Origin of the sequence: Nostoc sp. CALU 1950, assembly GCF_051172895.1 — a bacterium.
GTDB lineage: Bacteria > Cyanobacteriota > Cyanobacteriia > Cyanobacteriales > Nostocaceae > Nostoc > Nostoc edaphicum_A.
The window spans coordinates 49,197-72,561 of sequence record NZ_JBDNJQ010000016.1; the positions used below are offsets into that span (position 1 = coordinate 49,197).

12 protein-coding genes, 1 tRNA gene and 1 pseudogene are annotated in these 23,365 nt (G+C 41.4%); 4 read left to right on the forward strand and 10 right to left on the reverse strand.

Annotated features, from left to right (window positions below; all coding sequences use genetic code 11):
* Window positions 1–433: 433 nt before the first annotated feature.
* From ABF638_RS07375 to ABF638_RS07385, 3 genes are all read right to left on the reverse strand, one after another.
* Window positions 434–517 (reverse strand) — tRNA-Leu (locus ABF638_RS07375).
* A 106-nt stretch (window positions 518–623) separates the two neighbouring features.
* Complete coding sequence (locus tag ABF638_RS07380; protein ID WP_435021541.1) at window positions 624–1,748, reverse strand: alpha-hydroxy acid oxidase; 1,125 nt, start codon at window positions 1,746–1,748, stop codon at window positions 624–626.
* Between the two features lie 467 nt (window positions 1,749–2,215).
* Window positions 2,216–4,747, reverse strand: a complete 2,532-nt coding sequence (locus tag ABF638_RS07385) for an endonuclease MutS2 (protein ID WP_435021543.1) — start codon at window positions 4,745–4,747, stop codon at window positions 2,216–2,218.
* 503 nt (window positions 4,748–5,250) lie between these two features.
* On the opposite strand from ABF638_RS07385, the gene ABF638_RS07390 reads away from it, so the two are divergent.
* On the forward strand, window positions 5,251–5,928 hold the full coding sequence (locus ABF638_RS07390; protein WP_435021545.1) for a DUF1449 domain-containing protein: 678 nt from the start codon (window positions 5,251–5,253) through the stop codon (window positions 5,926–5,928).
* 19 nt (window positions 5,929–5,947) lie between these two features.
* Window positions 5,948–7,897 (forward strand): SPFH domain-containing protein, encoded by a 1,950-nt coding sequence (locus ABF638_RS07395; RefSeq protein ID WP_435021547.1) that lies wholly within the window; start codon window positions 5,948–5,950, stop codon window positions 7,895–7,897.
* Window positions 7,898–8,075: 178 nt separating this feature from the next.
* Here the strand turns inward: ABF638_RS07395 and ABF638_RS07400 are convergent, their stop codons facing one another.
* The 3 genes from ABF638_RS07400 to ABF638_RS07410 form a co-directional block, all read right to left on the reverse strand.
* On the reverse strand, window positions 8,076–8,372 hold the full coding sequence (locus tag ABF638_RS07400; protein ID WP_435021549.1) for a DUF2288 domain-containing protein: 297 nt from the start codon (window positions 8,370–8,372) through the stop codon (window positions 8,076–8,078).
* A 70-nt stretch (window positions 8,373–8,442) separates the two neighbouring features.
* Window positions 8,443–9,480 carry an AI-2E family transporter gene (locus tag ABF638_RS07405; protein WP_435021551.1) on the reverse strand — a complete coding sequence of 346 codons (1,038 nt, stop codon included), beginning with the start codon at window positions 9,478–9,480 and terminating at the stop codon, window positions 8,443–8,445.
* Window positions 9,481–9,635: 155 nt separating this feature from the next.
* Complete coding sequence (locus ABF638_RS07410) at window positions 9,636–10,274, reverse strand: lysophospholipid acyltransferase family protein (RefSeq protein ID WP_435021553.1); 639 nt, start codon at window positions 10,272–10,274, stop codon at window positions 9,636–9,638.
* 134 nt (window positions 10,275–10,408) lie between these two features.
* On the opposite strand from ABF638_RS07410, the pseudogene ABF638_RS07415 reads away from it, so the two are divergent.
* A pseudogene (locus ABF638_RS07415) lies at window positions 10,409–15,787 on the forward strand (ATP-binding sensor histidine kinase).
* Window positions 15,788–15,857: 70 nt separating this feature from the next.
* Window positions 15,858–18,131: an ATP-binding protein gene (locus ABF638_RS07420; RefSeq protein WP_435021555.1), complete on the forward strand. Its 2,274-nt coding sequence runs from the start codon at window positions 15,858–15,860 to the stop codon at window positions 18,129–18,131.
* On the opposite strand, the gene fabD is transcribed toward ABF638_RS07420, so the two are convergent.
* The 4 genes from fabD to ABF638_RS07440 all read right to left on the reverse strand — a co-directional run bounded on the left by fabD (window position 18,128) and on the right by ABF638_RS07440 (window position 23,057).
* Window positions 18,128–19,009, reverse strand: coding sequence for an ACP S-malonyltransferase (fabD, locus tag ABF638_RS07425; RefSeq protein WP_435021558.1), 882 nt, complete (start codon window positions 19,007–19,009; stop codon window positions 18,128–18,130). The two genes, ABF638_RS07420 and fabD, sit on opposite strands and share 4 nt — an antisense overlap.
* Window positions 19,010–19,149: 140 nt before the next feature.
* Entirely contained in the window at window positions 19,150–20,142 is a 993-nt protein-coding gene (locus tag ABF638_RS07430; protein ID WP_435021560.1) for a beta-ketoacyl-ACP synthase 3, read from the reverse strand.
* Window positions 20,143–20,296: 154 nt separating this feature from the next.
* Complete coding sequence (gene plsX / locus ABF638_RS07435) at window positions 20,297–21,319, reverse strand: phosphate acyltransferase PlsX (RefSeq protein ID WP_435021562.1); 1,023 nt, start codon at window positions 21,317–21,319, stop codon at window positions 20,297–20,299.
* Between the two features lie 256 nt (window positions 21,320–21,575).
* The gene (locus ABF638_RS07440; protein ID WP_435021564.1) at window positions 21,576–23,057 is read right to left on the reverse strand and encodes a leucyl aminopeptidase; all 1,482 of its coding nucleotides are present in this window, start codon (window positions 23,055–23,057) and stop codon (window positions 21,576–21,578) included.
* Window positions 23,058–23,365: the final 308 nt, after the last annotated feature.

The window sequence follows — 23,365 nt, forward strand, 5'->3', positions numbered from 1 at the left end:
AATATAATTACGTGGTAAGGTAGAATCCCAGATAGTCTGTCTGCCGATTTGATACGTAAGTATGCGCTTAAAAGGTTTAATTTAAACTAGTATATTTTTAAGAATGAAGAATAATTTTTTCTTATGAATTTCTAAATTTCTTACAGATTTAATTTAGTTTATGCGTTGAAAAATATCTAAATTTTATTTTTTTCTGAAATAAAAGCCAAAAAAATAAGGGGAAGATAAACTTATCTTCCCCAGCTTTCTCGTTTTTGTCATTGTCTGGTTTGTTACTTTCCTTGAGTCTTTGGAGTAACATTTGCCTTTGCTTTTTGAGTTGACGCTTCCTAGCAGAACCGCCTCTACCTTTGTCATTCCTGCCTTCTTTACGGGGAGATTCCCATCGTTTCAGGCGCATAAGTTTTTAACCTCTCTATAGCTTGTCTGGTAGTGGGCAGGAGGAGAATCGAACTCCTATGACCGTAAGGCCGCCACATTTTGAGTGTGGTGCGTCTACCAATTCCGCCACCCGCCCTTATATCTAACCTTAACTAGTATACTCTAATTAAGTGATTTTGTAACTACTCTGAAAATTATTTCTCAAAGTTTTGCTGGAATAACAGTTTTAAGAATTATCTGGCTTAAAAACGTGGCAGAGTCAATAAACTAGGGTCAATATCCTGTAGTTTGGCACAGCCGCTAAGTGCCATTCCCACATTTAACTCATCTTGTAGGAGTGAGATGACATGAGATACGCCAATTTGTCCTGCTACTGCTAGTCCCCACAAAATAGGTCGTCCGATCAGTACTGCTTTTGCTCCTAATGCTAGGGCTTTGAGAATGTCTGTGCCCCTACGAATGCCTCCATCCAACAGCACTTCTACTTTACCATCCACTGCTGTTACTATTTCAGCTAGGGCATCTAAAGAAGCGATCGCACCATCGAGTTGTCTGCCACCATGATTGGAAACAACAATTGCTTTGGCTCCATATTCTACAGCCCGCACAGCATCATCTCCTCGTAAAATTCCTTTGATAACTAAAGGTAGTGGAGATAAAGATTGCAACCATTCCAAATCTTGCCAAGTGACTGCTGGGTTTAGCTGTTGGGCAAAATAGGTAAATAACCCAGATTCACCTTTTTCATGGGAAATATCTAGTCCTGAGATGGTGGCTAGATTAGCCAGATGTAAGTCTAGGGGTAAGGAAAACTCATTACGTTTATCTCTTTCTCGCTGTCCGAGAACAGGTGCATCTACAGTTAGACAAAGTGCTTTGTAACCTGCTTTATAGGCTTTTTCTACCAAAGCACGAGTTAATCCCCGATCTTTATGGATGTAAAGCTGGAACCATCGTAGAGAATCGGGAAACTGATTACATGCAGTTGCCACTTCTTCAATGCTCTTTGTTGCCATTGTACTTAACACCATGCCCACACCAGCTGATGCGGCAGCTAGGGCAGTGGCAACTTCTCCGTCTCGATGAGCTAGGCATTGAAAAGCCATCGGTGCGATTAACAAAGGTAGTTGCAGGGGTTGTCCTAAAATGGAGGTAGTTAGATTGCGATCGCTCACATCGACTAACATCCGAGGTCGCAGCTTGACTCGCTCAAAGGCATCACGATTATCTTGCAATGTGATTTCGTCCCAAGCACCACTGCTATAGTAATCGAGTGTCGTTTGAGGCAGACATTCTTTTGCTAATTTTTCGTATTCAAAGAGGTTAATGGGTTGAAAGCGATCGTTGTTGGATAAGTCGGTAGACATAATTAAGGTTCTTGGCAACTTTTGGTGACGATGAAAGGTTATACCAATTCACAATGGGCTAACGCCCTGCTCCGCTAACGCAATTAAAAAACTTAGATGCAGCAAAGCTTTCAGGGGTTACATCTGTATCAGATTTTTCATGAAATTGTATTACGCACTTTAAGGCAGAGGGCAGGAGGCAATACTGACCAATACGCTTGGGTTAAGGGCTAATTGTACAAAATTATGGGTTTTCGAGACGCGATAAATCACCGTCTCTACAAGACGCGATAAATCGCCGTCTCTACAAGTGTTTTGGTCTTATCTGAACTGTATTGCAATACTGACTCCAACGCTGAGAGCAATCGACTAGACGGATCTTGGGTCTCAAACCCGCCGTCTACACGGTGCTTACAATCATTGGGCGGGGTCTGAATCCCGCCCAATTCTCCTCCTGCCTCCTGCCCCCTGCCTCCTTCAATGCGACTTTATTTGATGTGAGCAACGGTAACACCACTGCCGCCGTCTCCTTGTTCCGCCGGTTCGTAGTTTTTCACTCTGGAATGCTGTTGCAAAAAGGCGTGTACTCCTTGTCGCAGCTTACCAGTGCCATACCCGTGAATAATCCAGACTGGGCCTGTAGCTTCCGAAATGGCTTTATCTAAAATGTATTCGGCATCAGCCACCCGTTTACCACGCAAATCGATGGTGTTTTGGGAAGTCCGAATTTCTGGAACATTTTGCGGTGGCGGGGTTACTGCTGGTGGGGCTGGTTTGGGTTTGACAATTGGTTCGGGTTTTTGACCATCTAGAGATTCTACGTCTTCCAACTTCACATTCATCTTCATTAGCCCAAAGCGAACGCTTAATTCCCCATCTTCATTAGGGGCGGTGATTACATCGGCTGTTTGTCCCAGTTTGGGAACGCGAATGCGATCGCCTACTTTGGGCATAAATCCAGCTTTTGGTTTTGCTGGCGTTGCTGGCTGATATTGCTGGCCAATTTGATTCAAGGCATTGGTGGCTTGCTGTGCCTCTTGGGCTGTGGGCGAACCTTTCTGCAAGCGGCGGATTACTTGGGCAATTTCACCTTTTGCCTGAGCGATCGCTTGTTTGACAGCTACTTCCTGTGAAGCCCGCAAACTGCTTTCCCTCTCCTCCAAACTTGCGGCTTTTGCGGATACTTCTTTGTATAAACGTTCCGCTTGCTGCAACAAACTTTGGGCTTCGGCAGCTTTGGTTTCTTGGCGGCGGCGTTGCGCTTCTAACCCGGCAATCACCTGGTTAACTTCATCTGTGGCCTCTCCCACTTGAGTTTTTGCCTGTTGTACCACTTCTGGTTTTAATCCCAAGCGCAGAGCAATAGTTAAGGCATTAGAACGTCCAGGGATACCCCACAACAAACGATAAGTAGGCGACAGAGTACTTTCGTCAAATTCTACAGAGGCATTTTCAAACCGATCGTCTTCGTATTTCAGGGCTTTTAGTTCGCCGAAATGAGTGGTGGCGATCGTTAGCTGGGCATGGTTGGCGAGATATTGCAACAAGGCGATCGCTAAAGCGCTACCCTCAACTGGATCGGTTCCAGCGCCGACTTCATCGAGTAAAACGAGTGCTGAGTGCTGAGTGCTGAGTGCTGAGTGCTGAGTGCTGAGTGATGGAGAAATAACTCCAGTCTCCAGTCTCCAGTCTCCTGCCTCCTGCTCCCCTGCTCCCCTGCTCCCCTGCTCCCCTGCTCCCCTGCTCACCAATGCTTCTTCTTCCCCAGTCCCTAATGCTTCTAAAATCCGACTAATCCGGCGGATGTGACCAGAGAATGTGGATAAACTTTGCTGTAAGGATTGTTCATCGCCAATATCTGCCAGCACTTTATCAAACCAAGGTATTTCCACTGGTTCGCGGGCGGGGACAAATAAACCCACTTTGGCCATCAATGCTGCTAACCCCAAAGTTTTTAAGGTTACAGTTTTACCGCCAGTATTTGGCCCGGTGATTGTTACTACTCGAATTAGCGGGTTTATCAGCAAATCTACAGGAACTACTGGTTGCCCTTGTTCGTGCTGTTGTTGCCACACTAACAGGGGATGTCGTAAGTTTCGCAAGGTAATGATTTCATTATCTTTCCGCTGGATAAATCGCGGGGGATTCGCTCCTAGCCAGTAACTATATCGTGATCTAGCGGTTGCCAAATCTAAAGTGGTAGCGATCGCTAATAATCTCTCTAAATCTGGTTTGACTGCGGCTACTTGTTCTGTCAAAGCCCGGCGAACCGCTTCTTCTTCGGCTTGTTCTCTTCTGATAATCTGCCGCAGTTGGTTGCCTAAAGGCACTACTGAATTCGGTTCCACGTACAACGTCGCACCGCTGGTAGAGGTATCGTGGACAATACCGGGGATGGCATCTTTTTGGGGTGCTTTTACGGGGATGACATAGCGATCGCCCCGTTGCGTAATTAGCTGTTCTTGAACTGCTCCAGATTTTGCTTGTAAGATATTTTGCAGCTTTTGAGTAATTTGACTGCGTAATCGCCGCAAATCTGTGCGAATTTCTCCCAGTTTTAGACTCGCGCGGTCAGTTACCTGGGCCCGTTCATCAATACAGCGGTGAATTTCCTGTTCTAGTTCTGGATAAGTCCGCAAATCGGCAACCAACCCAGTGAGTATCGGCAAATCTTCCTGATTGTCAATGACACGGCGCAAATTTCTGGCACCAGCGAGGGTGGTAGCGATCGCTAACAGTTCATCCCCCGTCAAAATTCCACCGCGTTCTGCCCGTTCTAAAGAATCGCCAATATCTTGAATTCCCTCAAATGACAGTCCAGTGGTTAGACGATTTTCCAGTTGGTAGACTTCTTTGGTTTGCTCTAACAACTGTTCGCTTTGGGTCTGAGAATCAGGTATTTTCAGATGACGCGCAGCTGTCGCCCCCAGCTTAGTTGCCGCAAAGGTGGCAAGGTGCTGGCAGAGGCGAGGCCATTCTAATAGTTCTAAGGTTTCAGATTGGATCAAGGATTTCAACATCTAATCTGAAATTATCGTAACAATTCTAGCTCCTAGATGGATAAATCTTAAAGGAGAAAATTTTTCTTTAGTCAATAGTCAATCAATTTTGGATTTTAGTCTAATGCCTAGGTTGGCTGTGCAACGCCCTAAGCAAAAACACTCTACGGTTCTTGCTACAAATTTTCCGCAAAACTCAAAATTGGTAGTCGAGAGCTATTTTGCCCTCTGTCTACTTTCATCTTAATTCTCTCTTAATGTCTTTTATAATACATTGTATACGTACTAAAAATTATATGCTTGTCGGCAATCAAAGTATTTTTTATTTATTTAAACTTGGGTTAATATTTTATTCAAATCTTTAAGAAGATTATTATTTCATCAAATAAAAATTAACTTTATATTTTTATAGTTAAATACTCAGTAAACAATTAATGTAGTTTATTATATTTATAATTGTAGTATTATCTAATAAATAAATTAGATGTTACACAACTACCACCACATATCATTTACGAAATATTATGCTGTTTAGCCCAGCCAACTTGCCCTATTGGATATTTCTGGGAATTGGTGTCTTGCTATTCTTATTTATGATAATTTCCGGCGAGGGAGGGCAAGATATTGATGCAGATGTTGATGTAGATGCAGACCTCGATGCAGATAGCAATAGCGAATTGGGCTTTGGACAATTCTTGGGATGGGTAGGTATTGGTAAAGCACCACTCATATTGTTACTAGCAACAGATTTGAGTTTGTGGGGCCTTTTGGGTTGGATGTTAAATGTTTGGATTAGTGGAAATTCAAATAGTAATATTACTGGTTTTATTGGAAGTATTATATTATTTGGTTCGCTGATTATCAGTTTATTAATGGGAGGATTGATAGCACGACCAATTGGCAAGATTTTTGCCGAGTTTAGCGAGGATGCAAGTAGCGATCGCTTGATAGGTTGTATTGGTATTGTTACGTCTGCTTACATTCCTATGGAAAATCTGGGCAGAATTGGACAAATAGATGTGCTGGATACAAAACGTAATCTTTTGACAGTTAGTGCTGTTCTACCAGACTGGGCAACTATTGCACCACAACGTGGAGAAAAAGTTTTAATCATTGAACACAAGGTACAAATTTATGTAGTTATTGCCAAAGATAGTCCCGATGAAGAACACTGGTTAACTAACTCATCCCAGAGAAATTAAACTTAGTGAGAGAAAAAATATGCTTTTTTGGTTAACTTTTATCCAGTCTTTACCAAGTGTCACAATAGCTGAAGTTCCACAAATTAATTTGCAACCACAACAAAAGCAAACAACATTAGTTTCTCAGACACTCCCAGTCAGAATCCAGCCGACTGTTGCCCAAATTAATGGGGGATTAGTATTTCCTGGAATTATTGCTGCTTTAGTTTTATTACTACTATTTAGCCTGTTTGCTTATACGCGGGTTTATGTAGTGACACCCAATAACGAAGCTTTCGTCAGGACTGGGGGTCTTTTTATCAAAAAGAAATCAGTGATTTTGTATGGGGGTTGTATTGTTCTACCAGGATTTCATCAGCTAACTCGCGTACCTCTGCGAGAAATTTCCATTGATGTGGAACGTACTGGTAAACTTGCAGTTCGGACTAAAGATTACTTACGAGCAGATATTCGAGTCACTTTTTATGTATGTATTAATGCCTCCGAAGACGATGTTTTAACAGCAGCCGCTAGACTATCTCAAAATGGCATTAAAATTACTCCTGAAGATATTAAAAACGCTTTAGAAAAAAGAGCAGATGATGCAATTAGAGCAGCAGCTAAAACTAAGGATTTAGCAGAAATTGACTCTGATAAATTAGGATTTGCTCAGGAGGTATTGAACTTGGTTGGCACGGATTTGAAAAAAGTCGGATTAACTCTAAATAACATCGCCATTTCCGAAATATTAGAAAGTGTTACCTACGATCCAGATAACTTCTTTGATGCTCAAGGTGTGCGTTTGCGAACAGAAATTATTCAGCGCTCAATTCAACAAAAACGGGAAGTTGAGTTAGCAGCACAAGTGACAATTGAGCAAAAAGAACTGGATGCCCAAAAGCGATCGCTACAAATTGCCCAAGAGCAAGAAAGCGCTAAATTGGAGCAAAAATTGCAAGTAGAAGCATTAAAAGCACAGAAAGAACGCGAAATTCAAGAATCTAAAGATCGGGAAGCTGCAACAGTACGCCGTACTAAAATTTTGCAAGAAAAATCAATTGAAGAAGAAGAAATTCGCAAAAAACTATCGGTGCAGCAAAGCCAAATTGAAGCTGATATTTCCCTAGAAGAACGCAATAAACAGCTAAATGTAGCGCAAACATTGCAAAAACAAGAATCTGAGCTTGCAGAGATTTTACGTCAACAGAGTGTAGAATCTGGAAAGCTACAAGCACAAGTGCAGATAGCTGAGTCAGAACGATTGGCAAGACTAGCTCAAGAAGATGTAGCGATCGCGATCGCGAACAAAAAACGCGAAAGCTTTGTTGCACAAGCACAACAAGCCAAAGCGGAGGAATCAGTTAAAACAGCAGGTGAAGTTGAAAAAGCCGAACGCAACAAACGCCTATCGGTGATTGCTGCGGAACGAGAAGCCGAAGAACGGAGTATTGGCGATCGCAACGTAGTAGAAATCGATGCTTTCCGCCGTCGTCGTCAAGCAGAAATCGCCCAACAAGCAGCAGACTTAGAAGCTGAAGCAATTCGCACCCTAGCAGCAGCTAACCGAGATAGAGTTTTAGCAGAAGCAGAAGGTATTCAAGCAAAAATTACCGCCGAAAATTCCATTAGTAACGCCAATCTCACTGCCAAAATTATCACCACTATTTGGCCAGAATTAGCCGATAAACTACCAGAAATTGTCACCGCTTTAGCACCACAGCCGGGAGTTTTAGGAGATACTCGTATTTACTCATTCCCTGGTGCAAACGGCAGTAGTGGCAGTCAAGATATCAATAAATTGCTACTATCCACAAGCGGACTTTCTTTAATCAATACTTTACTTGACGAAGGGAAATTAGGCGAATTAATCGGTCAAGTCAGCCAGCTAATGCGTGGCAATAACCAAGTAATAACTGGCACACCAAGCCACATTTCTTTAGAAACTACTCCAACACCAACTGTCATCGAAAACAACACAGAAACTAATTAAAGTAATTCGTAATTCGTAATTCGTAATTGTAAGAATTCAGCACCCAGGAGTCAGAAGTCAGAATTTACAATGAATCCAGTATAATTCATCAAATCTTATTCTGATTCTTTAACTATTCTGACTCCTGAATTCTGAGTTCTGAATTCTGAATTCTGACTTCTTCTTCAGCAGAATTTAGTTAAGCAGCGGCTATTTCTTGTGCCAAAACGTAAGGCTGGACGATGAGGGTATTAAATCGCTTACTGCGTTCAAGATTCCATTCCCCAACTTGTACTGTCGTGGGTTTGGTAATCAATTGTTCATCAATCCACTGTTCTACTGATGGAATATTATCACTAGCGATCGCTACTCCAACATCAATCAAGTTTAAATCAGGTGCCACCAAAATCACTGCATCTCGTTGTACATGAGGAATTAGCCACTCCCACTCTGCCTCATCCAAAATTTCTGTCAATTCTGCTCTTAAATCCGACATCACTTCCCAATATTGATTTATAGATAGCTATTTTTACATTATTCACTAGTTCCTAGTTCCTGACAAATGACTAAACCTCTGCCTTCATCTCATCAATCTCAAATAAAGATACAATTACTCCAGCAATGGGAATAGATATAAAAACTCCTAGTAATCCTGCTACTTTAGCGCCTACTAGCAAAGCAAAAAACACCACTACAGGATTAAGATTCAGCGCACCTTGCATAATCCGGGGTGCAATCAAGTTGTCTTGTATCTGCTGGAGGATAATACAAGCTATCAATACTTTCAATGCTAACCAAACACCTTGAGACAACACAAATAGAGTAATTGTGCTTACTCCTAATGTTGCTCCTATGCCAGGAATGATATCAAGAATTCCAACTATTATTGACAATATTAAAGCAAAAGGTACTTGTAATATTAAGAAAACGAGGAAAGTCGTACTTGTGAGAAATGCACTTAATAATAACTGACCTCTAAAAAACCCTAAAAATGACTTTCTGATTATATTTGTAAATCTATTGCGGCGATGTTTGGGTACAATTTTTAAAATAAAGTTCCACAGCTTGTCTCCATCTAATAACATGAAGAAAGCCACAACTGCAATTAAGACAAAAGTCACAAAGTTCGTCATAAACCCTTGTAGAATAGTCAAACTAGTCACAAGACTTGAGACAGCTTGGTTCCGCAGTTGTTCTTCAATGAAACTTAAATCTATCTGCAAATTACGGCTTCGCAAAATTCCTTCTATTCGCTCTAATAGAGGTACTAAAGAATTTAAAAACGCAGTGATACTATCAATTAATTGTTGTCCTTGAGATAAAACCGTTAAGCCCACGGTAATTATCAGGCCGCCTATAATCACAATACTGAGCAAAAAAACAAGACCAACAGCTACACCGTGGGGTAAAAAACGCCGCAGCCCTTGTACGGGATAGCTGAGTAAAAAGGCCAAAATTGCAGCGAATGTGAAAATAACAATGACTGCTTCAAAATAAGCTAAAAGCTGTACAATTGCCCAGCCAGAAGCAACTAAAAGCAAAAAGCGGACTAACGCCAGATTATTTAATCGCTCCCAAAGATTCTTGGCTTCAAAGCCGCTCATATGCTGTTTAGGGTGAATTATAGATGGTAGATTTGCCTAGCAGTTGCATTTAAGCACAAAGTTAGACTTCATTGCTAGAGCATATTGACCTTAAACATACAGAGGCTAAGGAGCGATCGCTACCTCCCTAAAGCATATATCTGAGCTTTTCTAACTCATCGTCCTAAATCATGCATCTCGTTAATTACTGTGGCACACTTTTGTGTCAACGCTTCCAATTCTTCTTTATTACTGGAACTGGGAGCATTAATCAAGTTACCAATTCTCACAGTTATGGGAACTGCGCGAGGTAAGGATGATCCTTTTTGTAAAATTCCTTCAGTACCCCAGACACTCACCGGCAATATTGGGGCTTTTGCTTTCGCCGCCAGTAGCAATGCGCCTCTTTTGGGGTCTGTAATTCGACCATCTGGGGTGCGAGTACCTTGTAAAAAAACACCGACAGCCCAGCCGTTATTGAGATATTCTAGGGCGGAACGGATGGCATTGCGATCGGCACTTCCTCGACTCACGGGATAAGCACCGTACAGTTTAATCGCTTGCGCCAAAACTGGGATTTTAAATAATTCTTCCTTAGCCATGTACGCCACAGGACGACGTACACAATTAGAGACAATCGGCGGATCAAAGTAACTAGCGTGATTACTTACTATCAGTAGCGGTTCTGATTGAGGGACATTTTCCGTACCATAAATCCGGCCCCGAAAGTAAGTGTGAAGCATGGGGCTGACGACTGACCATTTAAAGGCGTGGTAAAGTGCCAGACTGATCAACGGTTCGCGGTTTTTGTCCACAGAAGATAATACAAATCAAACTGAATTTAGCATACGCGATCGCAACACTCAGATCAAACGCAAAAATGCTATAGAGATGAATTACTTCATCTATTGGGGAACACTAAATCTAGAAATCTTTATAATTTAACAGTATGTTTCCCACTACAGTCAGTATTTCTGGATACAAGGTTAGCGAACAACTCTACAACGGTTCTCGAACCCTGGTTTATCGCGGTTATCGAGAAATTGACTCATTACCTGTAGTGATTAAATTGCTCAAAAATCCTTATCCGAGTTTCAGCGAACTCTTATCGTTTCGTAATCAGTACACCATAGCTAAAAATCTCAACTCACCTCTAATCATCCAAACCTACAGCTTGGAACCGTATCAAAATGGCTATGCTTTGGTAATGGAAGACTTTGGCGGGATTTCTCTTAAAGATTATTTCATCTCTGACCAGACGCGACATACCGATTTTCTACAAGAGTTTTTAAGAATTGCGATCGCACTGTGCAACACCTTAGATATACTCTACCGCGAACGGATTATTCATAAAGATATTAAACCCGCCAATATTCTAATTAATCCCCAAACCAAACAAGTTAAATTGATTGACTTTAGTATTGCATCTCTGCTACCACGAGAAACCCAAACGCTGATGAGTCCAAATGTATTAGAAGGGACACTCAGTTATTTATCACCAGAACAAACAGGCAGAATGAATCGAGGGATTGACTATCGAACTGATTTTTATGCTCTAGGTGTAACTTTTTACGAACTACTAACTGGAAGATTACCATTTAGAGCAAACGATCCAATGGAGTTACTAAATTGTCATATTGCCAAATATACCGAAAAAATTAAAAGCGAAGAAATTCCTCAAATATTTTCAGATATTGTCATAAAATTGATGAGCAAAAATGCTGAAGATCGCTATCAGAGCGCATTATGATTAAAATTTGATTTAGAAAAATGTTTACATCAGCTAAAAGAAACTGACACAGTTGATAACTTTGAAATTGCCAAATTTGATGTGTGCGATCGCTTTATTATCCCCGATAAACTCTATGGACGAGAAGCAGAAATAACCACCCTCCTTGAAGCCTTTGAAAGAGTTAGCAAAGTTGCAACTGAAATGATTCTGGTAGCTGGTTCTTCAGGCATTGGTAAAACTGCTGTTGTTAACGAAGTTCATAAACCGATTGTGCGCCAACGCGGTTATTTTATCAAAGGCAAATATGACCAATTTCAACGAAATGTTCCTTTCATCGCCTTTGTACAAGCATTCAGAAATTTAATAGATCAATTATTAACAGAAAGTACTACTCAAATTCAACAATGGAAAAGTAAAATCTTAGAAGCTTTAGGTGAAAATGGACAAGTTATTATTGAAGTTATTCCCGAATTAGAAATAATTATTGGCAAACAAACACCAGCCATAGAATTATCAGGAAGCGCATCACAAAATAGATTTAATTTATTATTTCAAAAATTTGCTCAAGTTTTTACCAGCGTTAAACATCCATTAGTAATATTTTTAGATGATTTGCAATGGGCTGATTTGGCATCGCTGAAATTAATGCAGTTATTAATAGCTGATACAAAGTACATTTTATTAATTGGTGCTTATCGAGATAATGAAGTAAACCCAGTACATCCGTTGATGTTGACTATCAGTGAGATGCAAAAAACAGCAGCAACTATTAACACGATTACTTTAGCACCATTAAGTCAAGGGGATGTGAATCAATTAATCGCTGCAACGCTGAAATGTTCAGAAGATTTAGCATTACCAATTTCAAAGATAGTCTATCAGAAAACTTCTGGTAATCCATTTTTTAATACTCAGTTTCTAAAATCATTATACCAAGATGGGCTAATTAAATTTAACTCGACAGAGGGCTGTTGGCAATGTGATATCACACAAATTAATCAGCAAGCAGTTACAAATGATGTTGTTGAATTCATGGTATTGCAATTGAGAAAGCTACCACAACCAACTCAAAATATTTTGAAATTAGCTGCTTGTATTGGAAATCAGTTTGATTTGAAAACATTAGCAGTTGTTTCAGAACAATCGCAAGTAGAAACCGCAACTAATTTGTGGAATGCATTGCATGATGGTTTAATTTTGCCTACAACTGAGGTGTATAAATTTTATCTTTGTGAGGGAAATCAAGCTATTGCTGAAGAAAGTTCTGAAATTGTTAACTATAAATTTTTACACGATCGCGTCCAAGAAGCTGCATACTCTCTTATCCCTGAAGAACAGAAAAAATCTACCCATTTACAAATAGGTAAGCTATTACTTCAAAACACACCTGAAATCAAAAAAGAAGAAAAACTTTTTGAAATTGTTAATCAGTTAAATATTGCATTAACACTGATTATTGATCCGATTGAACGAGAACAACTCCTCAAATTGAATTTAAAAGCAGGTAGGAAAGCACAATTGGCAACTGCTTATACATTAGCAGTTGAATATTTAACAATCGGCTTAGAACTTTTACCTTATGAGAGTTGGTATAGCCAGTATGAGCTAACACTATTACTATATCAATCCATTACAGAAGTACTTTGTCTGAATGGTGACTTTGAACGCATGGAACGTTGTGCAACTGTCGTTATCCAACAAGCAAAAACCCAACTCGAAAAAATTACTATTTACAATGTCAAAATTCAAGCTTACATGGCACAGGCACAGCATAAGAATGCTTTGGAAATTGCACTGACTGTTCTTCAATCAATAGGAGTGGAACTACCTCAACAAGTCAATCAAACTGATATCGAGTCTGAACTGGAACAAACAAAATGTCTTTTGGCAGATAAACCAGTGATGGATTTACTAGAACTGCCAAAAATGACGGATGAGAATATTCTGGCAGCAATGCGAATTTTGTCGAGCATTATGTCAGCAGCTTACCAAGCAAATCCCCCATTATTTCGAGTAATTGTATTTAAACAAGTTCAATTATCAATTCTCTATGGTAATGCTCCAGAATCTACCTATGCTTATGCTAGCTATGGACTTCTACTCTGCGGTGTTTTAGGAGAAATTGATACAGGATATGAATTTGGGGAAATGGCATTACTGCTACTTGAACGTTTAAATGCCTTCAAAGTTAAATCAAAAACTCTATTTGCAGTAAATTGTTTTATTCGACATTGGAAATCGCCTGTTAAAGACACTTTAAATCCTCTTTTACAAGCCTATACGAGTGGTTTAGAAACTGGTGATATTGAATATGCTGTAATGTCCGCCTATGTTTTTGGCAGATATGCTTATTTAAGTGGTCATGGTTTAGAGGAATTAGCCCAATCTATGGGAAACTATGGCACAATTATGCACCAGTTTAAGCAAACTACCTATTTGAATTTCAATAGCATCTACTATCAATCAGTTTTAAATTTGTTAGGGATGTCAGATAATCCTTGTTTTTTAATTGGCGAAATTTATAATGAAGTCGCAATGTTACCTGTGCATCAAGCTGCCAATCAAACTAGTATTATTTGTCAGCTTCATTTTTGTAAATTGCTTTTATGTTATCTCTTTGGTAATTATCAAGAAGCACTGAAAAATGTCGCTGTTGTAGAGAAATATTTAACTAGCGTGACTGGATTAGTGCTAATTCCAACCTTTTATTTTTATAAATCTTTGACTAATTTAGCCTTATATAAAGACTGCTCAATAACTGAGCAAAAATTAATTATTGAGCAAGTAGCAGAAGCTAATAAAAAACTCAAAAAATGGGCAGAGAGTGCGCCACAGAATTATGCTCACAAATACAACTTGGTAGAAGCTGAAAGCTTTCGGATATTAGGACAAAAAATTGAAGCAATAGAATTGTACGATCGCGCCATATCTCTTGCCAAAGAAAACGCCTACATTCAAGAAGAAGCACTTAGCAACGAACTAGCAGCCAAATTCTACCTCGACTGGGGCAAAGAAAAAATCGCCCAAGTCTATATACAAGAAGCATACTACTGCTACGCCCGTTGGGGAGCTAAAGCCAAAGTTAATCACCTAGAAAAAACTTATCCCCAACTACTCCAACCCATCTTGCAACACCAACGAATCAATTTCAATCCCTTAGAAACCATTGCTTTTCGTGGCACCGCCTCATCTTCTAGTACTGGTAGCACTAGTATTGCTGATGTTCTGGATTTTACCTCTGTTTTCAAAGCTGCTCAAGCTATTTCCAGTTCTCTAAAATCAGATCAACTCATTGCCAGCCTTACTCGCATTATCCTAGAAAGCTCTGGCGCGAAAAAAGTTGTACTAATTCTTCCCCAAGAGGAGGATACTTGGGAAGTTAAAGCAATTACCTGTATCGAGCATGAGGAAATACAAACTATCCTCAATTCACAATTACTAGATAATTGTCAAGATATTCCTGTAAAAATTATCATTTATGTCAAAAATACTCAACAAACAATTGTTATAGACAATTGCAAAACAGATATTCCTGGGGTAATTGGGAAATATATGTTGGAACATCAACCTAAGAGTGTTTTGTGTGTCCCGATTATTAATCAAGGGGATTTGGTAGGAATTCTCTACCTAGAAAATAGCTTAACTCAAGGGGTTTTTACTAGCGATCGCCTCAGCGTAATTAACCTTCTTTCATCTCAAGCTGCAATATCTCTAGAGAATGCTCGACTGTATCAACAAGCTGGGCAAGTATTACAAGACTTACAACAAGCACAATTACAAGTTGTCCAAAGTGAGAAAATGTCGGCACTGGGCAATTTAGTTGCAGGGGTAGCCCATGAGATGAACAATCCTTTGGGCTTTATTTCTGCCAGTCTCCAACAAGCTAAACCCACTATTGCAGATATTGTTGAACACTTAAAACTATATGAAGAAAGTCTACCCAATGCCAGCGATAAAATCAAAAGCCATGCCGAAGATATTGACTTGGATTATAGTTTATCAGACTTACCCAAGATAATTGATTCTATGACAATGGCGTGCGATCGCCTCCGCAACATCAGTACCAGTCTCCGCACTTTCTCCCGTGCTGACAAAGATTACAAAGTGCCGTTTAATATCCACGAAGGTATCGACAGCACGATTTTAATTCTCAAACATCGTCTGAAAGCTAATGAAGAACGTCCAGAAATTGAAGTGGTCACTGATTACGGTAATTTGCCCCAGATTGAATGTTTTCCTGGGCAATTAAATCAGGTATTTATGAATATTCTGGCAAATGCCATTGATGCGCTAGATGAATCAAATATGGGACGGACTTTTGAGGAAATTAAGGATAATCCCAATAAAATTACAATTCAAACCTCGGTAGAAAGTGAAGGCGTGAAAATTGCGATCGCAGATAATGGTCAGGGAATCGATGAAAAAGTGAAAGAAAAGATATTTGACCACTTATTTACTACAAAAGGCGTGGGTAAAGGTACGGGGTTAGGATTAGCGATCGCTCGGCAAATCGTCGTAGAAAAACATGGCGGAGTGATTGAGGTAGATTCTAGACCAGGCAAAGGTACTGAATTTGTGATCCAGCTACCGCTGTAGCACATACATCCATCTGCACATCCATACGAACTTTCAGGAAATCTTCAGCCTAAATATTTATCTCTGCTTTATGCTTACTCAATTTAGACAAACCCTTCAGAAACAGTGGTGTGTCCGTTTCGTTAAGAATCGCCCCACCTCACTTACCCACAAAACATTAATTAATATGGCACTACGAGTAATGGGGGTGGTACTCGTGTCTGCTGGGGTGAGCTATATCCATGTCATATCCCGTTTGGAAGCCGAGACGCAAACCCAGCTAGAAAAGTACATCAGCGGGCGGGGAGAGCAAGAAAGCAACATCTTTCAACTCGCACAGGATAACCTCATTTTCCTGCGCGAGCGGCTTTTACAGGAATTCAAGCAACCCACTAATATTGATTTCCAGGCTGAATTTGAGCGACAGTATTTTTCCTGGAACGATGGTACCCGACGCAATTTTCCCCAAAATCGACCGTTCAAAGACTTTGATTCGACTCGATATGCCGGATTATACATTGGTCGAAATGTGCAAATCACTGAAGAACTAAAACAGCGTCTGTTAAAAGCTAACACCCTGGTTAGTGCCTACGGGGCCGCTTGGTCTAATCGGTTTGTTGATACCTATTTCGTTACACCAGAAAATGCAGCAGTTAATTATTGGAGAGGGCTGCCGATTGCATTAGAGGCACCGCCTGATATCTTCAATCCGAAAGAAGAATATTTTTATATTGCCGATCCTGAACACAACCCATCTCGATTATCTAGGTGGACAGGTGTTTATCTCGATCCAAGTATAAATGTCTGGATGGTTTCGGCAGTTGTACCAGTCTATGAGGGCGATCGCTTCTTGGGTATTGTGGGACATGATGTGGTATTAACCCAACTGATGGAGCATACAATCCAGGATCAATTACCAGGCACTTACAATCTCATTTTTCGCTCAGACGGTCGTTTAATTGCCCATCGCCATTGCACTGCACAAATTCAGCAAGCTCAAGGTCAACTCAAAATCGATGCAATCAACGATCCCCATCTCAACCGTATTTTTCAGCTAGTGACAAACGCTAAACCCAAAACCCACGTCCTGGAAAATAGCCAAGACCGTGAATATTTAGCAGTGACTCGCTTACAAGGCCCAGACTGGTATTTTGTCACAGTCTATCCCAAATCACTGCTATCGGGGGCAGCATGGAATACGGCTCAATTTATCTTAATTTCCGGTGCAGTAGCGCTGCTTGTTGAAGTGTTGTTGCTCTTGTCGGTATTGCGCCAACAAATCGCTAAACCCCTTCAGCAATTAACCGCCGCTAGTAACCAACTTGCTAACGGTGACTTTGCGATCGATCTCGATACCACACGACAGGATGAATTGGGAGGACTTGCTAGTTCTTTCAACAGCATGGCAAGTCAGTTAAAGACTTCTTTCATCCAACTAGAAGAGGTAAACAATGCGTTAGAGCTAAGGGTTGAGGAGCGGACAACAACATTACAAAAGACACTTGAAGAACTACGTCGGACTCAAGCCCAGATGATCCAGAGTGAAAAAATGTCAGCCTTGGGGCAATTGGTAGCAGGCGTGGCACATGAGATCAATAATCCTGTCAACTTCATTCACGGCAACCTCACCCATATACAGAATTACGCCCAAGATTTGTTGGAATTTATTCAACTGTATCAGTCTCACTATCCCAATCCAGTTGCTGAAATTCAAACTGAGGCTGAAGAATTGGATCTGGAATTTATTCGAGATGATCTGCCCAAGATGCTGTCTTCGATGAAAATTGGCACTAATCGCATTCGCGAAATTGTGCTATCACTCCGCAATTTCTCCCGTTTAGATGAAGCGGAATTTAAAGCGGTTGATATTCATGAGGGCATTGATAGTACATTATTAATTTTGCAACATCGTCTGAAAGATCAACCGCAGCGTCCAGCAATAGAAGTGGTAAAAAACTATGGTAATTTACCTCCAGCGATCTGCTACCCCGGCCAACTCAATCAGGTATTTATGAATATTTTTTGTAATGCGATTGATGCGTTAGAAGATGCAAATCAGCACCGCACGCCTACAGAAATTGCTTCACATCCCAACACAATTTGGATTCATACTTGCTTGGTATCTGAAAACCAAATCAAGATTGCGATCGCAGATAATGGTTTTGGAGTTCCAGACACAACTTTAACAAGATTATTTGACCCCTTTTTCACAACTAAAGATGTGGGTAAGGGATCTGGATTGGGTTTATCTATCAGCTATCAAATTGTGACTGAACTACATCAAGGTAAACTTGATTGTAATTCCATATTAGGAAAGGGCGCAGAATTTGTCGTAACCCTACCGATAGAAGCTAAAAAAAATTAACCAGGTAAATCAGCAGCACTCTGGATGTTTTGTAATATTAAATCAGGGCTATTACGTTTAACCAAGCCAGTTAGCACTTTACCAGGGCCAACTTCCATTACTCGCTCGATACCGTTAGCTGGTAATTGCAGACAAATTTCTCGCCATCTTACAGAACCAGTCATTTGTTGGTTCAGGCGCTGCTTTAAAATCTTGGCATCAATAGACGGAATTGGTTCTACATTAGACAAAACTGGTACAACAGCTGGCTGAAATTCCACAGATTCTAGAATGTCTTGGAATTCAGCAGCCGCTGGTGCTATTAAATGTGAATGAAATGCTCCAGAAACTTTTAGGGGAATAGCACGCTTTGCTTTAACTTGAGTCATCACCGCTTGTACAGCCTCAGTCGTGCCTGAAATTACCACCTGAGCCGAACTATTATCATTTGCCAGCACTACATCAGGCGTTTCGGCAATAACTTTTTCCAACTGTTCGCGGTCAAAGTTCATCAAAGCTGCCATCATACCACCGACGGCACTATCCATGAGTTCTGCACGACGCTTTACTAGATATAAACCAGCCGACCACTCAAAGACACCCGCTACATAAAGGGCAGAATATTCTCCCAAACTGTGACCCGCAACTAAATCTGGCTGGTGTCCTCGTTCTCGGAGAAGGTCAGCAAGAATGCTTTCTACCACATAAAGAATTGGCTGAGTGTATAGCGTCTGTGATAACTTCTCTTCTTCGCTTTGACAGATTTCTGTTACAGACCAGCCCAAAATTTCCTCAGCTTGGGCAAATTTGTTTTTAGCGGATGGTATATCTAATAAGTCCATTCCCATTCCCAGCGCTTGGGAACCTTGTCCGGGAAACACCCATGCAGTTTTTGTCATTTGTCATTTGTCATTTGTCATTGGTCATTTGTCATTGGTCATTGGTCATTTGTACTTAGCTTTGCCGTTGTCACAGCCTCTCGTAGAGAAGTATTGGTCATTAACAAAGGACAAATGACTAAGGACTAAAGACAAAATATTTATCTTCCCCATTTAAAAATTGCTGCGCCCCAGGTAAGACCGGCACCAAAGCCGGATGTAGCAACAATGTCATTGGGTTTTATTTTGCCTTGCCGTACTGCTTCATCTAAAGCTAAGGGGATGGAAGCCGCAGAGGTATTGCCGTACTGGGCAAGATTACTGATAACTTTATGTTCTGGGATATTTAGGCGTTGGGCAACGGCATCGATAATCCGCTGATTGGCTTGATGCAACAGCAGCCAATCTATTTGATCAACGCTGAGGTTGGCTTGAAACAATGCTTTATCAATAATTTCTGGCACTTTTTGCACAGCAAAGCGGTAGACTTCTTTGCCGTTCATAGTAATCGGTTGGTAAGTGCCTTTAGTGATATTTACACCAGTGAGCAGTTCTTGGGAAGTGCCTGCGTAGGCAAGATTAAGGTGATGGTTTTGAGTGCCATCACTTTTAAGTGCAAATCCTAATAAGCGATCGCTTTTGTCAGCCTGTAATACTACTGCCCCAGCACCATCACCAAACAGTACACAAGTGCGCCGATCTTGCCAATCTACCCAGCGAGAGAGGATATCTGCCCCTATCAACAGTACATTTTTATAGACACCTGTTCTAATGTATTGGGCTGCTGTAACCAGACCAAACACAAAGCCAGAGCAGGCAGCTGTCAAGTCAAAGGCCACTGCATTGGTAGCTCCCAATTGAGCCTGTACTTGACAAGCACTACCAAACAAATCATCGGGGGTGGAAGTCGCTAGCAGAATCAGGTCTAGGTCTTCTGGTTTAATGCCCGAAGCTGCGATCGCCTGACTGCTAGCGGCAGTAGCGAGTACACTCAAGGACTCAGACGGCAGCGCTAATCGCCGTTGACGAATTCCAGTTCTTGTGGTAATCCATTCGTCTGATGTTTCAACTAATTCACTTAATGTTTGGTTGTGTAGTGAAGTTGCTGGTACTGCCGAGCCACTTCCGGTAATTGCTATGCCTAAATTTTGCACTCCTAATCTCCCAAGCTATCAGCTTTTTGTCCTTTGTCCTTTGTCCTTTGTCCTTTGTCCTTTGTCCTTTGTCAGTTGTCCTTTGCCAGTTGTCCTTTACAAATGACCAATGACTAATGACTAATGACCAATGACCAATGACTAATGACAATGACTAACCGCTCTCGCGCTCTAGGATATATTGGGACTGAATTCGTTGTAGCACCTGGTTGTCAACAGCTTCTTTTGCCATCCGAATTGCATTAAAAATTGAAGGAGCTTGCGAACTACCGTGGCCGATAAAACAGACTCCTGCCACGCCTAACAGCAAAGCGCCACCATGTTCTGCATGATCCATTCGCTGTTTAACCCGCTTCAGGTTTGGTTTTAATAATGCTGAACCAATTTGACCATGCAATCCTTGGGGTAATTCTTCCCGCAGAATTTGCAGAATCACTTCTCCGACGGCTTCGGCAAATTTTAATAATACATTACCGACAAATCCATCGCAGACAATCACATCAAAGCGACCGGAAAGCACATCACGCCCTTCCGCATTGCCAATAAAATTAATTTGGGAATTTTCGCGTAGCAGTTGGTGAGCGCGAACAGCTGCATCGTTGCCCTTAGAGTCTTCTTCACCGATATTCAGCAAACCCACTTTAGGCTCGGTTGTACCCAAGACATACTGACTGTAAGCCGAACCCATGACGCCAAACTGCTCTAAAAATTTGGGGCGGCAATCTACGTTTGCGCCAACATCAAGTACCAGCACTGGCTTACCAGCAATAATCGTGGGGAAAACTGTCCCGATGGCTGGGCGATCAATTCCTGGTAATCGTCCTAAGCGGAGCAAAGCTGATGCCATCGCTGCCCCAGAGTGGCCAGCAGAAAATACGGCATCTGCCTTTTCCTGCTTGACCAAATCCATAGCCACATTAATAGAAGCCTTGCGTTTGCGTCTAACTGCATTTAAAGGCTCCTCATCCATTGCGATCGCTTCCTCCGCAGGAACGATCTCCATCTGCCCTAAACTTGTTTTTGGTGGCAAGGCAGCTTCTATTTGTTGGGGATCACCAACCAACAATATATCTACACCCAATTCTTCCCGTGCTCGCAATGCGCCAGCAACGATTTCACCGGGTGCGTGATCCCCTCCCATTGCGTCAATTGCGATCCTTACGCGAGTCGATCTCATTGCTAAGAGCTTCTAGAAACCTTACAAATTTTACCAGATGGCTTTGCCGAAAAAGCTTAACTTTCTGACCGCCAAATTATTTCTGTTACTATTGCAACAATTTTTACTGGCAAGCTCAAGATAGCACGAATTTGGGTATTGGGGATTGGGGATTGGGGATTGGGCATTGGGCAATTCAATTTTAGATTTTGAATTTTAGATTTTGGATTAAATTTCAATCTAAAATCCAAAATCCAAAATCTAAAATCTAAAATTCTTACTCCCCAGCACCTAGTACCCAATCCACTAGCATCCGAACGCCGTAGCCAGTTGCCCCTGAGCTGTTGTAGCCATTTTCTTTATCTGCCCACACTGGGCCAGCAATATCTAAATGTGCCCAAGGGGTTTCTTTAACAAATTGTTTAAGGAAAAGGGAAGCGGTAATAGCACCACCTGGACGCGGGCCTGTATTTTTCATGTCCGCAATCCCAGACTTTAGCCCTTCAAAATATTTTTCTTCCATTGGCATCCGCCAAATCTTTTCCCCTGAAGTTTGGGCGGCTTTCTCGATCTGGGAAGCGACAGCATCATCGGGAGTGTACAATCCCGCAATATCATCACCCAAGGCAATGACGTTAGCACCAGTCAAGGTGGCTAAATCAACGATCGCATCTAATCCCAATTTGTCGGCATACACCAAGGCGTCTGCTAGGGTTAAACGTCCTTCAGCATCGGTGTTGTTCACTTCGATTGTTTTGCCGTTTGATGCTGTGAGAATGTCTCCAGGACGCATGGCGCGACCGCTAATCATGTTTTCAGCCACCGCCGAGATAAAGTGAACCTCAACATTTGGCTTAATTTGAGCAATTGCTTTTGCCGCGCCCAAGGTAGCAGCTGCACCGCCCATATCCATTTTCATGGTTTCGATGCCGCTACCAGCACCTTTAATGTTGAGTCCACCAGAATCGAAGGTTACACCTTTGCCAATAATTGCTAGTTTCTTTTTGGGTGTACCTTCTGGTTTGTAAGTCAGGTGAATGAATTTAGGTGGCAACTCGGAAGCTTGCGCTACTCCCAAAAAAGCACCCATACCCAACTTTTCACAATCTTCTTTTTCTAAAATTTCTACTTGTAAGCCGTACTCTTTTGCGATCGCTTGAGCAGTTTCCGCCAAAGTAATTGGTGTTACTGCGTTAGCTGGTGCTGCTACTAACTGCCGTGCCAAATTTACCCCAGAAACAATTTGATTGGCGCGGGTGATGGCTGCTTCTTGTCCACCGAATCCTAGTAAATCTACGGTTTCTATTTGTGAACCTTTCTCTTCCGGTTCTGATTTAAAGCGAATATCTTGGTAAAGCGCTAATTCGACACCTTCTGCGATCGCTTGGGCACTAGCGGCTGGATCATTGTTCCACAATGGGAAACTAAATCCCAGAATTTTGCTTTTTTGCTTTTTTCCTACCCTGGCTACAGCAGCAGCAGCACGGCGCAGAGTGTCGAGTTTTAGTGCATCTGGTTTTCCTAAACCTACGATAATCAATTTACGCACTGGGCTATCAGCATTTACACGGGTGAAGATTGCACTGTTAGCTTTTCCTTTAAATTCTTCTTCTGTAATTAGTTCTTTTAAGACCCCAGAAAACTTTTGATCTAAAGTTGCCAGTTCTCCGGTTAACTCTACTGCATCTTCAAATAATCCAATTGCCAAACTATCGCCTGCCCACTCTAGCAAAGGCTTATCACTAAGTTGAATTGTCATTTTGGGATTTTGTGTAAATATTCCTTCCTGTACCAGTATTGCTCAAAATTTTTGTTTCATGGTATTGGGCATGGGGAATTGGGCATTGGGCATTGGGGGAGCAGGGATCAGTGGCTATAATTTAGCAAATTGGTATAAATAGGACTTGTAAGAGAGTCTTTGATACTCATTAATCCACCTCGGAACTCCGTTAACGAGTCTTTGATACTCATTAATCCACCTCAGAACTCCATTAATGAGTCTTTGATACTCGTTAATCCACCTCGGAACTCCATTAATGAGTCTTTGATACTCATTAATCCACCTCG

Excerpts from the sequence above, each read along its gene's own strand:
- ABF638_RS07395 (WP_435021547.1), top strand. The coding sequence starts at position 5,948 with ATGCTTTTTTGGTTAACTTTTATCCAGTCTTTACCAAGTGTCACAATA.
- ABF638_RS07400 (WP_435021549.1), bottom strand. The coding sequence starts at position 8,372 with ATGTCGGATTTAAGAGCAGAATTGACAGAAATTTTGGATGAGGCAGAG.
- ABF638_RS07420 (WP_435021555.1), top strand. The coding sequence starts at position 15,858 with ATGCTTACTCAATTTAGACAAACCCTTCAGAAACAGTGGTGTGTCCGT.
- plsX (WP_435021562.1), bottom strand. The coding sequence starts at position 21,319 with ATGAGATCGACTCGCGTAAGGATCGCAATTGACGCAATGGGAGGGGAT.
- ABF638_RS07390 (WP_435021545.1), top strand. The coding sequence starts at position 5,251 with ATGCTGTTTAGCCCAGCCAACTTGCCCTATTGGATATTTCTGGGAATT.
- ABF638_RS07380 (WP_435021541.1), bottom strand. The coding sequence starts at position 1,748 with ATGTCTACCGACTTATCCAACAACGATCGCTTTCAACCCATTAACCTC.
- ABF638_RS07405 (WP_435021551.1), bottom strand. The coding sequence starts at position 9,480 with ATGAGCGGCTTTGAAGCCAAGAATCTTTGGGAGCGATTAAATAATCTG.
- ABF638_RS07385 (WP_435021543.1), bottom strand. The coding sequence starts at position 4,747 with ATGTTGAAATCCTTGATCCAATCTGAAACCTTAGAACTATTAGAATGG.
- ABF638_RS07440 (WP_435021564.1), bottom strand. The coding sequence starts at position 23,057 with ATGACAATTCAACTTAGTGATAAGCCTTTGCTAGAGTGGGCAGGCGAT.
- fabD (WP_435021558.1), bottom strand. The coding sequence starts at position 19,009 with ATGACAAAAACTGCATGGGTGTTTCCCGGACAAGGTTCCCAAGCGCTG.